The sequence below is a fragment of the Deferrisoma sp. genome (assembly GCF_054681715.1).
The window spans coordinates 1-13,621 of the sequence record NZ_BAAHFQ010000086.1 but is presented as its reverse complement, the minus strand read 5'-3'; the positions used below and the strand labels follow the sequence as shown (position 1 = coordinate 13,621).

Genomic DNA, 13,621 nt, shown 5'->3' with positions numbered 1-13,621 from the left:
GTCTCCCTCGCCATGAGCCCACCAATGACTCGCCAACGTTCGTGTTTCCGCCGTTCATGGCGGCGCCGGGCTGAGTGCCGGCTGCAGCGTAAGCCGGATGCCGCACTCACGCACGGCCGGAACCAGGCCCCTTGCCGGGCCCCCGGGTTGGGTGTCTGTCTGGACGCAACCTGGTATCACTCCACCGCCCCGGCCCGGCGAAGGAGCGCGGCCACGGCTTTTGCGAGCCGGCGGTACCCCCGGGCGTTGGGATGGATGGGGTCGCTCTTGAGGCCCGGCGAGGTCAGCACCTCCCGGAGGACCTCGGTCTCCACCGGCACCCCGAACTCCTCCCCCAGTTCCTCGTAGAGGCCGGGCACCCGCACGAGCAGGTTCGGCCGCGGCACGGCCACGAGCACCACCTCCGCCCCGGACCCCCTGGCGGTCCGGATCATCCGCCGCAGGTTCTCCTCCACCCGTTCCGGCGGGGCGCCCCGGAGGAAATCGTTTCCCCCCTCGCACAGGATGACGAGCCGGGGCCGATGGGCCTCGAGCTCCCCCGCCAGGCGGCGGAGCCCCTCCCCGGTGGTTTCCCCGGGCCGTCCCGCGTTCACCACGGGCCGGTCCACGAGGGTTTCGAGGACCGACGGGTAGCCCTCCCCGGGCGCGGCACCGGTGCCGGCGGTGAGGCTGTCGCCGAAGGCAAGAATCGTCTCCCCCGGCGCCAAGGGGGAAAGCCGGGGCTCGCCCCGGGAACAGGCGATCCCGGCGGCCAGGAGCGCCGTTCCGCAAAGGGCGGCAAGGAACCAGCCCGTCCTCATGTCACCTCGCGGGTGCACGGACCCGCACCCGGCCGGGCGCGCCTTCCGCCCCCTCGATCTCGATCTCCACCTCCGGCAGGAACTGGCGGATCACCCAGGCGTTGGTGGTGAGGTGCCGGGTGATGCGGGCCGCGGTGAACACCGACTCCTCCGGCACGAGGGCCAGGGGCAGGAGGAGCTGGTCGGCCAGGTGGGCGTCCACGGCGGCATCGGACGCGAGGATCTCGAGAAGCTCGTCCACCGCCTCGTCGGCCACGGCCTCGGCCGGCTTGCCCCGTTCCCCCAGGGCCGAGGCCCCGAGCCGGGGGCCCGCTTCGGGGGCAACCTCCAAAAAGACGTAGGCTCCGGGGCTCGGGGCCTCGAGGCGCCGTTCGTCCACCCGGGCTTCGAGGCCTTCCCGCCGGAGTCTCTCTCGCACGCGCTGGGCCATCCGGCGGGCCACGTGATCGGGAAGCCCGGCCGCCGCAGCCACCCCGCGGATCTCCCGCACCGGCGCCCTCTCCTCGGCCCGAAGGGGCCCACGAGCCCCGGCGGGCCCGAGCCAGGCCACGATCTCGCCGCCGCCCTTCGGGTAGAACCCGGCCCGGCGCAGTTCGGCCCGCACGGGAAACCCCAGGGCCGTGACCGCCGGGGCCCAGACCCTCGCCAGGTGCTCGAAGGGGGGGCTCCAGGGCACGTGGGTGCCACCGGCCACGTGGACCTCCGATTCGAGGGTGGCGATGGCCAGGGGAATGGCCACGGTGTGGAGGACGAGGCCCGTGGCGCCGGCCGTCCCGATCTCCCACCGGTAGGCCTCGGGGAAGATCCCGATGGGCTCGAACCGAAGCTCCCGCGACCCCTTGACATCGCCCTCCACCCGCGCCCGGCCCACCTCGGCCGCCGCCCACACGGCGGTGAGGTGCTGGGGCGCGAGCCCGGGCCGCGGCCGACCGGCGCGCACGTTGCGGAGCTCCACGGGGCGGCGGGTCACGAGGGAGAGCGCGAGCGCCGTGCGGAGCACCTGGCCCCCGCCCTCGCCGTACGAGCCGTCCACGGTAACGGGTGTCCTCGTGTTCATGCTGCCTCCTCCCAACCGTTGGAAACCGCCTCGGTTTGACCGTTGTCAAGGCCTGCACCGGCACCCTGAGATACGGTAGCGGCAGCTTCGGAAAACGCAACTCCCCATTGGGGGGAAAGGAGGTCCGTCATGGATCGGTACACCAAGGGATTCGTTGTCGCGTCGGTGATCTACCTGGCCCTGGCGGCCGGGTTGGGGCTTTGGATGGGCATGGGGGACGCCCCGGCCTGGGCCCGGTTTGGGCACGTGCATTTCAACCTGCTCGGCTTCATGGCCATGATGGTGTACGGCGTGGGGTACTTCGTGCTCCCGCGGTTCAACGCCAGGGAGTTGCGCTGGCCCCAGTGGGTGGGGCTCCATTTCTGGGTCTCCAACGTGGGGCTCGTGGGCATGGTGGCGGCGTACCCCGGGAGCCCGTCGACCGCCTTCGGGCTCTTTTCGGGCCTGAGCCTCCTGGGCGTTCTCCTTTTCGCCGTGAACATCGCGGCCACCCTGCTGGCGCCCGAGGAAGCGGGGGAGGAGGTGGAGACGACCGCGACCCCTGCGACTCCCAGTTCGGACGTCGGGATCGGTCCGGACACCCGGGTGGGGGAGATCCTGGAGCGCTGGCCCGAGGCCGCCGAGGTGTTCGTGGAGCACGGGTTCCAGGGCCTTTCCGACCCCGCCCACCGGGAGCAGGTGAAGTCGCTGCCGATCACGGTGGCCATGGCGTGCCAGCGCCACGGGGTGGACGCGGAGGAACTGCTCGGGGCCCTGCGCCGGGTGGTGGCGGGGTCGGGCCCGGCCCCGAAGGTGGGCCCCAACGACGTGATCGGCGACGTGCTCGCCCGGTACCCCGGCACGGAGGCGGTGTTCCGCAAGTACTACGGCACGGGGTGCTTTTCGTGCCCCGGCCAGAAGACGGAGACGATTCGTCAGAGCGCCATGATCCACAACGTGGACGTGGAGCGACTGCTGGAGGATCTGAACAAGGCGGCTTGACGCCCCCCGTGTTCGGGGGCGGGGATTGCGGTATACTTCCAAGCCTCCGGGGCGCCGATGCCCGGGGGCTTTATTGTGCCGATGGCGCCTGCGGAGGTGGGCTCTCCCAGGATCGGGGGGCTCGGATCGCAGGTGGGACCGGCGGCGCTGGAACCGGAAGCGATTGCAGCCCCCGGGCTTCCTGGCCGACCGGCGCCCCGGCATGCGGACTTACGCCGAAGACCCAAGGAGTCCAGCCATGGCCGAAGAGATCCCGCTTCGCCGGCTCGACGAGTACCGTTGGGAGATTCCCCAGCAGGATCCGATGCGGGTGCCGGGGATCGTGTACGCGAGCGACCGGATGATCGACCACATCCGGGCCGAGCGGGCGCCCGAACAGGTGCGGAACGTAGCCACGCTGCCGGGCATCCTGAAGGCGAGCATGGCCATGCCCGACGTCCACTGGGGCTACGGGTTCCCGATCGGGGGCGTGGCGGCCATGGACGCCGAAGACGGCGTGGTGAGCCCGGGGGGGGTCGGGTACGACATCAACTGCGGCTGCCGGCTCATGACCACCCACCTCGGGCTCGACGAGGTGCGGCCCCGCCTTCGGGAACTGGTGGGGGCCCTGTTCTCCCGGATCCCCTCGGGGGTCGGCTCCACCGGGGCCATCCGGCTGTCCAGGAAGGACGAGCGAAAACTGCTGGTGCAGGGCGCCCGGTGGGCCGTGGAGCAGGGGTACGGGTGGCCCGAGGACCTGGAGGCCACCGAGGAGGAGGGGTGCCTCGAGGGAGCCGACCCCGAGGCGGTGTCCCCTCGGGCCTACGAGCGGGGGTTCAACCAGGTGGGCACCCTGGGGTCGGGGAACCACTTCCTCGAGGTCCAGTACGTGGAGCGGGTGTTCGACCCCGAGGCCGCGGCCGCCTACGGCCTGGAGGAGGGCCGGATCACCGTGATGATCCATTCGGGCAGCCGGGGGTTCGGGTACCAGGTCTGCGACGACTACCTCAAGGTCATGGCCCGGGAGGTGGCCCGGGAAGGTCTCCAGTTGCCGGACCGCCAACTGGCCTGCGCGTTTGTGAAGAGCGAGGCCGCCCGGCGGTACCTGGGGGCCATGGCCGCGGCCGCGAACTACGCCTGGGCGAACCGCCAGGCGCTCATGCACTGGACCCGGGAGGTGTTTCTCGAGTTCTTCGGGGCCTCACCCCGGGACCTGGGCTTGCGGCTCCTCTACGACGTGGCCCACAACATCGCCAAGCGGGAGCTTCACCGGGTAGACGGCGAGGAACGCTGGGTGATCGTCCACCGAAAGGGGGCCACCCGGGCGTTCGGACCGGGCGATCCCCGGGTGCCGGCCCGGTACCGGGCCGTGGGCCAGCCCGTGCTGATCCCGGGCGACATGGGCCGGGCCTCCTACGTGCTCCGGGGCACGGCGAAGGCCATGGAGGAGACCTTCGGATCCACCTGCCACGGGGCCGGGAGGGTTCTCAGCCGGAGCGCCGCGCTGAAGCGGAAACACGGCGCCCAGGTCCGGCGGGACCTCGAGGCCCAGGGCATCTTCGTGTTCTCGGCGGGCATGAAGACGCTGGCCGAGGAGATGCCCGAGGCGTACAAGGATGTGGACGACGTGGTGGAGGTGGTGGACGGGGCCGGCATCTCCAAGAAGGTCGCGCGGCTCCGGCCCCTCGGCGTGGTCAAGGGCTGAGCACCGTGGGCTGGGAGCCGCTCCCGGACCCGGCCGAGTGGGTGGACCGGTACGGCGATCTCCTGTACCGGTACGCGCTGGCCCGGGTGGCCGATCCCGATCTGGCTCGGGACCTGGTGCAGGAAACCCTGGTGGCCGGCCTCAGGAACCGCGAATCGTTCGGCGGCCGCTCCGATCCCCGGACGTGGCTCGTCGGGATCCTAAGGCACAAGATCCTGGACCATTTCCGCCGCACCAGCCGCGAGGCCCTGGACGACGGGGCAGACCCCGAGGCCGAGGCCTTCGGGGCCGATGGCCGCTGGCGAACGCCCCTGGGGTGGATGGCCGACCCGGCCCGGCTCGCCGAGGGCCGGGGCTTTTGGCAAGCCCTCGTGCGCTGCCTGCGGGGGGTGCCGCCGCGCCAGGCTGCGGCCTTCGTGCTGCGGGAGCTCGAAGGGCTCGACACCGAGGCTCTGTGTCAGGAGATGGGGATCACCCCGACGAACGCATGGGTCCTTCTCCACCGGGCGCGGCTCGCCCTGCGCCGGTGCCTAGCCGAGGAGGGCTTCGGGGGAGAGGAGAGCGAGACACCATGATGACCTGCCGGGAGGCCAGCCGATGGATCTCCCAGGAACTCGATGCCTCCCTTCCGATGGGCCGGCGGATCGCCCTGCGGATCCACGTGGGGCTTTGCGGGGCCTGCCGGGCCTACCGCAGGGACCTGCGGGCCTTGGCCGGCTGGCTGCGGGAGCACGCGGGCCGGGTGGGGGAGTGGGAGGAGGCCCTGGAGGTGGGGTTGGCGCCCGCGGACCGGGACCGGATCGCCCGGGCCCTGGCGGAGGCGGGGGAATGAGGGCGGTCTGGGCCGCCGGGGTGGGACTGTTGCTCGCCGCGGGCTGCGGCGGCGTGCCCAACGGTGATCCGGCGTCAAAACTGTTCGTGCGGGCCTGTTCCCGGTGCCATCCGGCCGAAACCGCCCTGGGGGTGCGAAGGGACCTGGAGGGGTGGCGCCGCACGATCTGGGGCATGCGCCAGAAAGGGGCCCGGATCGACGACCAAGAAGCCGAGGAGATCGCCCGCTACCTCGCCCGGGTGCGGGGAATCCGGTAGCCGGAATCCGGAAGCCCGGCGCTCGGGGGGCGCCCCGTCCGCCGACCCGCCGCCTTCCGGCCTCCCAGCCTCCCAGCCTCCCAGCTTTCTAGCTTCCCAGCCTCCTCACCTCCACCCCCCACTCCCGTAGCACCTCGGCCGCCGCGTCGGCGAGCCGGGGCAGGCTGCGTCGAACGGGCTCCGAGAGTTCCACCCCGGGCGCGACGCTTTCGGGTTCGATCCCGAGCACCACCAGCCGCTCGGGCATGCGCCCCAGGAGCTCCAGCGCCGCCGCGAGGTCCTGGATGCCCATCTGGTGCGGGGATAGGCACTGGCCGAGCACCCGGGGGATGTCCTCGCCCTCGATCCGCATCACGGTGCCGGGCTCCCGGCCCGTGACCACGCAGTCGAGGATCAGCACCCGGGGGTACCCCTCCACGATGTGGAGCAGATCGAGCCCCAGGGTTCCCCCGTCCACCAGGTCCACCCCCTCGGGAACCTGGTAGGCCGAAGAAAACGCGGCCAGGGCTTCCACCCCGGCCGCGTCGTCGGTCATGATGCGGTTACCGACCCCGAGGATCAGCGTCCGCGAACTTCTCGAGCTCTCCGTACTTGTATCCACTGAACATGCTCCCGGCGGTGCCGTCCCGCTCGGCCAGGTCCGAGACCCACATGGCGTAGATGTGGTTGATGAAGAACGCGAAGATCACCCACATCGCGAAGTAGTGGGCGAGCCGGATCCACTGGTTCGTGGCGATGTCGAACACCCAGCCGGTGAGCCGATAGGCCGTGCCGGCCGGGTCGTACTGCCCGAACAGGGCAAACCCGCTCAGCACCTGAAACCACAAGAGCAGGAACAGGAACCCGTACACCGTCGAGGCGATGGCGTTGTGCCCCAGATGGGGGGGCATGCGCTTTTCAAGGAACAGATAGTACTTCAGCACGCCCCAGATGTCCCGCCAGCCCTTGCGGGTCAGATACGGGAAGAACGTGGAGAACCGGGCGAACCGGTTCCCCACGAACGCCCAGTACAGCCGCCCGGCCAGGCCGACCAAGAGCACCCAGCCCGCCACGAAATGGATCGTGCGGGCCCATCCCATCAGGTAAGGGAACGCGGTCTGGGGGGTGCTCAAAAACGGCCAGTGGATGTAGGCCCCGGTGAGGCTCAGCACCACGATGGCCAGGAAGTTGGCCCAGTGGAACAGCCGGACCGGGAACTCCCACACCTTGATCGCGAGCCGTCGCATGGCTCCCTCCTTCCCGGCTTTAGAGGACCTTGACCCGGGTGATCTCCCGGCCCTTGCCATCGAGCACGTGGATCGCGCAGGCCAGACACGGGTCGAAGGAGTGGATGGTCCGGAGGATCTCGATGGGCTTTTCCGGGTCGGCGATGGGGGTGCCGATGAGGGCCTCTTCATAGGGGCCCCGCTGCCCCTTGTGGTCCCGGGGCGAGGCGTTCCAAGTGCTCGGCACCACGGCCTGGTAGTTGGCGATCTGGCCGTTCTTGATCCGGATCCAGTGGCTCAGGGTTCCCCGGGGCGCCTCGTGGAAGCCCACGCCCTCGGCCTCGGCGGGCCAGGCCGACGGGTCCCACCGCTCGTTGTCGGCGATCCGCAGATCGCCCTTGCCCATGTTCGCCGCGAGCATGTCGAGCCATTCCACGTTCTTTCGGGCCATGATCAGGCACTCGATGCCGCGGGCGGCCGTGCGGCCCAGGGTCGAGAACAGCGCGGAGGCCGGAACCTTCAGGGTCTGGAGCACGAGATCCACCGTCTCCTTGATCTCCTTGTGGCCCTGGGCGTAGCCCACCACCATCCGGGCGAGCGGCCCCACCTCGAACGGGGTGTCCTCGTACCGGGGCGCCTTGACCCAGGAGTACTTGCTGTCGGTGTCCGAGACATACTGGTCGGGATACGGGGGCTTCGGGCCGGTGTAGTGGGGTTCGGTCTCCCCCTTCCAGGGAAGGAGCCCCTTGTCGTCCCCGGCCGAGTACCGGTACCAGCTGTGGGTCACGTACTCGGCGATGCCCTCCGCTTTGGGCTCGGCCGCGTTGGGGAACTCGCCCTTGCGCACGAAGCCGGGCTTGAGCCAGTAGTCCTCCCGGCGCTGGCCCTCGGCCGTGGGGAAGTCGCCGAAGGTGAGGTAGTTCTGGACCCCGGCGCCGTATTTCGCCCACTCCAGGTAGAACGGGGCCACGGCCAGGAGGTCGGGGATGTACACCTTCTCCACGAACTCCATGGCCTGGACGAGCCACTGCCGGATCATCATGAGCTTGTCGGCATTGAGCGCGTTTTGGGCGTTGGGGTCCACCGGCACGGCCATGCCGCCGGTCAGGAAGGTCTGGGGGTGGGGGTTCTTGGCGCCCAGCACCGCCTGGACCTTGATCACCTCGCGCTGCCAGTCGAGCGCCTCCAGGTAGTGGGCCACGGCCATCAGGTTCGCCTCGGGCGGGAGCTTATAGGCCGGGTGGCCCCAGTACGCGTTGGCGAACGGGCCCAGGCGCTTCGTGCCCGCGAACGCGGCCACCCGCTTTTGCACCGTGGCGAAGTAGTCCTTGGAGCTCTTGGGCCAGTCGGAGATGGACTGGGCGAGCTTCGCGGTTTCGCCCGGGTCGGCCTTCAACGCCGAGACGATGTCCACCCAGTCCAGGGCGTGGAGGTGGTAGAAATGGATCACGTGGTCCTGCACGTTCTGGATGCCCATGATGAGGTTGCGGATCAGTTCCGCGTTCAGGGGCACCTGCATCCCGACCGCGTCCTCCACGGCCCGCACAGAGGCCACGGAATGCACGGTGGTGCACACCCCGCAGAACCGCTGGGTCCAGTACCAGGCCTCCCGGGGGTCACGGCCCTGGAGGATCTTCTCGATCCCCCGCCACATGGTGCCGATGCTCCAGGCGTCGGTGATGACCCCGTCCTCCACCTTGGCCTCGATGCGCAGGTGTCCTTCGATACGAGTAACCGGATCGACCACGATCTTCTTGGCCATCGATCGTCTCCCTTACGGTAAACGCCCGGCGCGGGCGGTTAGTCCTTTTTGTCCTTCATCCGAAGCTGCACGGTCTTGGCCACCCCGTGGGCGGCGAACACGGCGGCGGTGGCCGCGGTGAGCCCCACCCCGATCTTCGTGGCCGTGGCCTCGGCGCCAAAGCCCGGCACGTTGGGCAGCCGGCCGTAGAACGGGCTCATGGAGTCCCAGAACCCCGGCTCCGAGCAGCCCACGCAGGGGTGGCCCGCGCCGACGGGCCAGCTCACCCCGTCGTTCCAGCGCACCTGGGGGCAGTTGTGGAACGTGGCCGGCCCCTTGCAGCCCATCTTGTAGAGGCACCACCCCTGCCGGTGGCCGTGGTCGCCCCAGGCCTCCACGAACTGGCCGGCGTCGAAATGGCCCCGGCGTTCGCAGTTGTCGTGGATGCGCTTGCCGTAGGCGAAAAGCGGCCGCTTGTACCGGTCGAGCTGGGGCAGGGTGCCGAAGGTCAGCAGGTGGGCCACCGTGCCCGTCAGGTTCGCAACGTTCAGGGGGCAGCCGGGCAGGTTCACCACGGGGATCGACGGCAGCAGCTCCGACACGCTCACCGCGCCGGTGGGGTTGGGGTAGGCGGCCTGGATGCCGCCGTAGGCCGAGCAGGTGCCCGCCGCGATCGTGGCCATGGCGTTTGTGCACACCTCGGTGGCGATGTCCACGGCCGTGCGGCCGCCGATGCAGCAGTACAGGCCCCCGTCTTTCGTGGGGATCCCGCCCTCGACCACGGCGATGTATTTCCCCTTGTACTCCTCGAGGGTCTTCTGGCGGGCCTCCTCGGCCTGATGCCCGGCCGCGGCCATGATGGTCTCGTGGTAGTCCACCGACAGATAGTCGAGCACGAGCTCGGCCACCGTGGGTCGCGAGGCCCGCAGCAGCGACTCGCTGTCGCCCGTGCACTCCTGGAAGTGGAGCCAAATCACGGGGGGGCGCTTGTCGTCGGCGAGCGCCGCCGCCACCTTCTCGGCCGCTCCCATCGGGAGTGCCAGGGTGGCCGCCAGCCCCGTGCAGAACTTCATGAAGTCCCGCCGGTTCACCCCCCGGCTCTCCAAGTACTCCTCCAACTTCGTGTTTGCGATGGGGTCTCTTCGTTCGGCCATGACTCTCCTCTCCAATCGGGGACCCTAACAGCGAACCCTCCCGAAAAATGGGCCGGCGCAGTGTAGGAACCTCCACGCTGAAAATCAAGCCCCTAGTTTCAAAACGTGTATGGTTTTCCCTGGATGAACGGGTGGCCGAAGTCGGCCAGGGCATGGCGGAAATTGGACACCTTGTTTCAGGGGCTATGAAAAATGGTTCGTATTGGCCTGGATGAAGTCGAGGGGCGCTGATTGGTGTGGAGAGTGAGGGGTAAAAGATGTCTCGAAGCAGTTGTGTCAAAGGAAAGAGGAAAGGTTTTGGTGGGAAGAAAAGAGGTTAGAGAATCCGACCCGCCGGGCGTTCGGCGGGGCCGTTTGGGGTTCCGGTTGGAAACGGGGCGGTGGGTTGGGATAGGCTGAACGCTCCCGCAATGAGGCCCCAAGGGGGGGCGGACCGGAGGGAGAAGATGGGCTACAACGAGGATCTGGACCTGCGGATCCGGGACATCGTGGGTCGATGGCCGGGCCGCGCCGCCAAAAAGATGTTCGGAGGGGTGTGCCACCTGTGGAGGGGGCACATGGTGGCCGGGGTGCACGGCGATCACCTCATCGTGCGCCTCGGGCCGGAGGGGACGGCGCGGGCCCTGGCCGAGCCCCACGTGCGGCCCTTCGACCTCACCGGCCGGCCGATGAAGGGCTGGGTCATGGTCCACGTGGCCGCCTTGGGGGCCCCGGGGGCGCTCGAGGGGTGGCTCGCCCGGGCCCGGGCGTTCGTCGAGACGCTGCCGCCCAAGGCGTGAGGGGCCGGCCGTGAGGGTTCTCCTGTGGTACTGCGACCGGTTCGCGTGGCGCCCGGCCCTCCGGACCCTGGAGACGGCCCCGCCGGCCGAGTCGGGCGAGGTGAGGGACGCCGTGGTGGCCTTTGTCCACGTGGAGCCGGGCGACGGGCCCGACCAGGAGACCAAGCTCGTCAAGAACGTGAAATGGCTCGCCCGCAAGTGGAGCGTTCGCCGGGCGGTGCTCCACTCGTTCACCCACCTGGCCGAGGAGAAGGCGGGCCCGGACGAGGCGCTGGAACTGCTGCGGCGGGCGGCGGTGCGGCTCGAGGCGGCGCAGTATCCCGCCGCGCTCACGCCCTACGGCTATTTCCACGACCTTACGGTGGAGGCGCCGGGGCACCCGTTGGCGCGGATCTTCAAGGCGTCTTGACGCCGCCGGCCTGGGGGAGGTCCGGGACGGGTTCGGGAAGAACGCGGCTCTGGAACTCGGCGACCACCCGGTCGCCCCGCCGGAGAAACGCCGCCGGGCAGTCCCATGCGTTGCACAGGGCCAACACCTGGGTCCAATCGGGTTCCGGCCGGAGGAACAGGGCCACGTAGGAGGCCCCGGGCCGGCAGTCGTGGGGAGCGAGGAGCGGCAGGGGTTCGCGGCAGGCGGGACACGCCACCTCCACCACCGTGCCGACAGGGAACTCCACCTCGCACGCCTTCCGCTTGTCCCCGCCGAAGGGGCTCAAGACCACCAGGCCGGCCCGATCGCCGGCGCGGCACCGAACCCCGATGCCGGGTTTGCCGCGAAACCGGGGGTGCTCGGGGCGGACCAACGGGTGGCCCCGGGGGCAGTACGCGGAGTGGACCAGGAGTCCTTCGGACTTTTCGGGCGGCGCGGCCCGGTGGGGGGCGGGTTCCGGGAAGACCAGGCGTCCGGCGGCGTCGTAGAGGGGCATGGCATCCTCCTGGACAGCGGGGATGCCATCACCCTATCACAAGTTCACAAGAAGGGAAGGGGGGCCCTGGGCCCAAACGAATACCGCCCCGGCCAAACGGCCGGGGCGGCGGGGAACCATCAGGGGGTGCGCGGATCAGGCGGCCTGCTGCCCCTTGAGGGCCTGGACCTGCCGCGTGAGCCGCGAGATGTGCCGGGCCGCCTTGTTCCGGTGGATCACGCCCTTGATCACGGCCCGGTGAAGGTACGGCGCGGCCTTCTGGAGCGCCGCCTCGGCCTGGGCGGCGTCGCCGGCCTCCACGGCCATGCGCACGGCCTTGATGAGATTGCGGTAACGGGTGCGCACGGCCTTGTTGCGCATCCGGCGCTTCTCGTCCTGCTTCATCTTCTTGAGGGCTGATTTGTGGTTCGCCACGGGGGCCTCCTCCCGTCTGGATCTCGAAAGGTTCGGGTGGGTTCCGAAAGCGGTGCTTCTACCACCGCGGGCGGGGGAGTGTCAAGACAAAGGGCCAAGCGGCCTAGAGAGCATATTGACCCGGCGCCAATAGACGCGCGTAAGGAGATCGCGAGGGCATGGGGCCTGCTTCCGTCCGGGCGTGAGTGCGGCATCCGGCTTACGCTGCATCCGGCACTCAGCCGGGTGGACGTAACTGCCTAGCAAGTCGGGGCGTTTTTGTCGGTCCGATTCGTCGGGAGAGTCCCAGTCATCGGCTGAGTGCCGGACGCAGCGACTGTAGGAGCCACGCCCGGCGCTCCAGCAGGCCCCATGCCCTCGGCCGGGCCTATTCAGCCGCCGGAGCGACAGGTGGTGCCCGAAGTCACTTCGGTCCACGGTCGCCGGTCTCGCGGTCTCCGGTCGTTCGGGCCAGCGCCGGCGTTCCTGCGTGTGGGCCAAAGCCCAGCTCCTGGAGAAGAAGGCAGGCGGCCTGTGGGCGCTGCGATGGGATCGGTCCGGGCCGCCGGGAGGGGGGGGCCCTGGAAGAAACCGGGGGCTTGTGGCATCTTGACGGCCCCCCGGGGGCGCCGTGGAGCGAGGGGCCTCCCCGGCGGGCGCCGGGGACTTGGGATCGGTCGGGACCTCGGCTGCGGGGACACCCCAGAGGGAAGGAAGGTTTCGTGGCAGGCGGAAAGCCGGATGTGAGGTTTTGGAAAAGCGTGACCCGGTGGGAGGAAGCCGCCGGGGCGCCGTGGCCCCAGGTGGCGCTGGCGGGGCGGTCCAACGTGGGTAAATCCTCCATCGTGAACCTGCTGACGGGCCGAAAGGGGCTTGCCCGCACCTCGTCCACCCCGGGGAGGACCCAGACGCTGAACCTCTTCGTGGTGGACGAGCGGTTCGCCCTCGTGGACCTCCCGGGGTACGGGTACGCCAAAGCCCCCGTGGGCACCGTGCGGGCCTGGACCCGCACGGTGCGAGACTTCGTGGGCCGGTCGGACCGCCTCGTCGGGGTGGTGCTTCTGGCCGACATCCGGCGGGAGCCGGGGGATCACGATCTCGCGTTCGCCGACCTGGTGCGGGCGGCCGGGAGGCGCTTGGTCGTCGCGGTCACCAAGGCCGACAAGGTGGCCCGGGGCCGCCGGCCGGAGCACCTCAAGACGATCGCGGCGGGGTTCGGCGTGCCGCCGGAGGAGCTGGTGGTGACCTCGGCCCGCACCGGGGAGGGGAAGGCGGAGCTGTGGAAGGTCGTGCGGGGCCTGGTGGACGCATTCCAAGTAACTTCCCGCTAGGACGTTAGGAGGCTAGGACGCTAGGATGCCAAAATCCTTTGTGATTCTGGCGTCAGCGGCCGTCCCAACCTGTGGGCGCGGCGTCCAAGTCGCGCCGCCCTTTCTTTCGGGCTTTCGGCCCGGATCGCGGCATGGACGCCGCTCCCACCCTAAACCCTGACTGGGACGTTACAGAACTGCCCTGTGTGGCGGGGCCCCAAAGGGGCCCTGGGGACTTTCCAAGTAACCTAGGCTGGGCGGCTGGGCTGCTCGGCAGCTAGGCGGCTAAGAACATTTGGGATTCCGGCGTCATCGCGCCGGCCGACCCGTGGGGGCGGCTTCCGTATCGGGGGCCAGAATTCAGGTTCTTCCGGCAAATCGTTAGGTGCCCGGGGGTGGAGGTCGAGCAACCCCTTTCGACATGATCGCCATGGTTCCAAAGAAAGAGTCGCCGCCATGCGGCCGATCCTGTGGGTTGGAACCACCTACACGATCGGAGGTC

General features: G+C 69.7%; 16 protein-coding genes. 8 read left to right on the top strand and 8 right to left on the bottom strand.

What is annotated here, in order from left to right:
• Positions 1–176 precede the first annotated feature (176 nt).
• On the bottom strand, positions 177–800 hold the full coding sequence (locus tag ACY0I8_RS11935; RefSeq protein ID WP_461394937.1) for an arylesterase: 624 nt from the start codon (positions 798–800) through the stop codon (positions 177–179).
• 1 nt (position 801) lies between these two features.
• Positions 802–1,857 carry an RNA 3'-terminal phosphate cyclase gene (gene rtcA / locus ACY0I8_RS11930; protein ID WP_461394936.1) on the bottom strand — a complete coding sequence of 352 codons (1,056 nt, stop codon included), beginning with the start codon at positions 1,855–1,857 and terminating at the stop codon, positions 802–804.
• Positions 1,858–1,986: 129 nt separating this feature from the next.
• Between rtcA and ACY0I8_RS11925 the strand changes: the two genes are divergently transcribed.
• From ACY0I8_RS11925 to ACY0I8_RS11905, 5 genes are all read left to right on the top strand, one after another.
• A complete protein-coding gene (locus ACY0I8_RS11925; RefSeq protein WP_461394935.1) occupies positions 1,987–2,838 on the top strand; it encodes a DUF1858 domain-containing protein in 852 nt (283 codons plus the stop codon).
• 238 nt (positions 2,839–3,076) lie between these two features.
• Positions 3,077–4,522 (top strand): RtcB family protein, encoded by a 1,446-nt coding sequence (locus ACY0I8_RS11920; protein ID WP_459940424.1) that lies wholly within the window; start codon positions 3,077–3,079, stop codon positions 4,520–4,522.
• Between the two features lie 5 nt (positions 4,523–4,527).
• Positions 4,528–5,097: a sigma-70 family RNA polymerase sigma factor gene (locus ACY0I8_RS11915; protein ID WP_461394934.1), complete on the top strand. Its 570-nt coding sequence runs from the start codon at positions 4,528–4,530 to the stop codon at positions 5,095–5,097.
• Positions 5,094–5,354 carry an anti-sigma factor family protein gene (locus tag ACY0I8_RS11910; RefSeq protein WP_459940422.1) on the top strand — a complete coding sequence of 87 codons (261 nt, stop codon included), beginning with the start codon at positions 5,094–5,096 and terminating at the stop codon, positions 5,352–5,354. Before ACY0I8_RS11915 ends, ACY0I8_RS11910 begins: the two co-directional genes overlap by 4 nt.
• A complete protein-coding gene (locus ACY0I8_RS11905; protein ID WP_459940421.1) occupies positions 5,351–5,611 on the top strand; it encodes a hypothetical protein in 261 nt (86 codons plus the stop codon). Before ACY0I8_RS11910 ends, ACY0I8_RS11905 begins: the two co-directional genes overlap by 4 nt.
• Before the next feature lie 88 nt (positions 5,612–5,699).
• Here ACY0I8_RS11905 and ACY0I8_RS11900 read toward each other — a convergent pair whose 3' ends face one another.
• Genes ACY0I8_RS11900 through ACY0I8_RS11885 form a run of 4 tightly spaced genes read right to left on the bottom strand, consistent with a single transcriptional unit; the run spans position 5,700 to position 9,711 of the window.
• Positions 5,700–6,146 (bottom strand): HyaD/HybD family hydrogenase maturation endopeptidase, encoded by a 447-nt coding sequence (locus tag ACY0I8_RS11900; protein WP_461394933.1) that lies wholly within the window; start codon positions 6,144–6,146, stop codon positions 5,700–5,702.
• Between the two features lie 7 nt (positions 6,147–6,153).
• On the bottom strand, positions 6,154–6,837 hold the full coding sequence (gene cybH, locus ACY0I8_RS11895; protein ID WP_461394932.1) for a Ni/Fe-hydrogenase, b-type cytochrome subunit: 684 nt from the start codon (positions 6,835–6,837) through the stop codon (positions 6,154–6,156).
• Positions 6,838–6,856: 19 nt separating this feature from the next.
• A complete protein-coding gene (locus tag ACY0I8_RS11890; RefSeq protein WP_461394931.1) occupies positions 6,857–8,578 on the bottom strand; it encodes a nickel-dependent hydrogenase large subunit in 1,722 nt (573 codons plus the stop codon).
• 38 nt (positions 8,579–8,616) lie between these two features.
• Positions 8,617–9,711: a hydrogenase small subunit gene (locus ACY0I8_RS11885; RefSeq protein WP_461394930.1), complete on the bottom strand. Its 1,095-nt coding sequence runs from the start codon at positions 9,709–9,711 to the stop codon at positions 8,617–8,619.
• Positions 9,712–10,157: 446 nt separating this feature from the next.
• Here ACY0I8_RS11885 and ACY0I8_RS11880 point away from each other — a divergent pair, with 446 nt between their 5' ends.
• Positions 10,158–10,490 (top strand): TfoX/Sxy family protein, encoded by a 333-nt coding sequence (locus tag ACY0I8_RS11880; RefSeq protein WP_461394929.1) that lies wholly within the window; start codon positions 10,158–10,160, stop codon positions 10,488–10,490.
• A 10-nt stretch (positions 10,491–10,500) separates the two neighbouring features.
• Entirely contained in the window at positions 10,501–10,899 is a 399-nt protein-coding gene (locus tag ACY0I8_RS11875; RefSeq protein ID WP_461394928.1) for a threonyl-tRNA synthetase editing domain-containing protein, read from the top strand.
• Here ACY0I8_RS11875 and ACY0I8_RS11870 read toward each other — a convergent pair.
• Positions 10,886–11,416: a hypothetical protein gene (locus ACY0I8_RS11870; RefSeq protein WP_461394927.1), complete on the bottom strand. Its 531-nt coding sequence runs from the start codon at positions 11,414–11,416 to the stop codon at positions 10,886–10,888. The two genes, ACY0I8_RS11875 and ACY0I8_RS11870, sit on opposite strands and share 14 nt — an antisense overlap.
• Before the next feature lie 135 nt (positions 11,417–11,551).
• Positions 11,552–11,830, bottom strand: coding sequence for a 30S ribosomal protein S20 (rpsT, locus tag ACY0I8_RS11865; protein ID WP_459940413.1), 279 nt, complete (start codon positions 11,828–11,830; stop codon positions 11,552–11,554).
• 722 nt (positions 11,831–12,552) lie between these two features.
• Between rpsT and yihA the strand changes: the two genes are divergently transcribed.
• Complete coding sequence (yihA, locus tag ACY0I8_RS11860) at positions 12,553–13,140, top strand: ribosome biogenesis GTP-binding protein YihA/YsxC (protein ID WP_461394926.1); 588 nt, start codon at positions 12,553–12,555, stop codon at positions 13,138–13,140.
• The last annotated feature ends 481 nt before the right edge of the window (positions 13,141–13,621 follow it).

Bases quoted from the DNA above. Each gene is read 5' to 3' on its own strand.
- ACY0I8_RS11905 (WP_459940421.1), top strand. From the start codon at position 5,351: ATGAGGGCGGTCTGGGCCGCCGGGGTGGGACTGTTGCTCGCCGCGGGC.
- ACY0I8_RS11910 (WP_459940422.1), top strand. From the start codon at position 5,094: ATGATGACCTGCCGGGAGGCCAGCCGATGGATCTCCCAGGAACTCGAT.
- ACY0I8_RS11885 (WP_461394930.1), bottom strand. From the start codon at position 9,711: ATGGCCGAACGAAGAGACCCCATCGCAAACACGAAGTTGGAGGAGTAC.
- rtcA (WP_461394936.1), bottom strand. From the start codon at position 1,857: ATGAACACGAGGACACCCGTTACCGTGGACGGCTCGTACGGCGAGGGC.
- cybH (WP_461394932.1), bottom strand. From the start codon at position 6,837: ATGCGACGGCTCGCGATCAAGGTGTGGGAGTTCCCGGTCCGGCTGTTC.
- ACY0I8_RS11890 (WP_461394931.1), bottom strand. From the start codon at position 8,578: ATGGCCAAGAAGATCGTGGTCGATCCGGTTACTCGTATCGAAGGACAC.
- ACY0I8_RS11925 (WP_461394935.1), top strand. From the start codon at position 1,987: ATGGATCGGTACACCAAGGGATTCGTTGTCGCGTCGGTGATCTACCTG.
- ACY0I8_RS11900 (WP_461394933.1), bottom strand. From the start codon at position 6,146: ATGACCGACGACGCGGCCGGGGTGGAAGCCCTGGCCGCGTTTTCTTCG.
- ACY0I8_RS11870 (WP_461394927.1), bottom strand. From the start codon at position 11,416: ATGCCCCTCTACGACGCCGCCGGACGCCTGGTCTTCCCGGAACCCGCC.
- ACY0I8_RS11935 (WP_461394937.1), bottom strand. From the start codon at position 800: ATGAGGACGGGCTGGTTCCTTGCCGCCCTTTGCGGAACGGCGCTCCTG.
- ACY0I8_RS11920 (WP_459940424.1), top strand. From the start codon at position 3,077: ATGGCCGAAGAGATCCCGCTTCGCCGGCTCGACGAGTACCGTTGGGAG.
- ACY0I8_RS11880 (WP_461394929.1), top strand. From the start codon at position 10,158: ATGGGCTACAACGAGGATCTGGACCTGCGGATCCGGGACATCGTGGGT.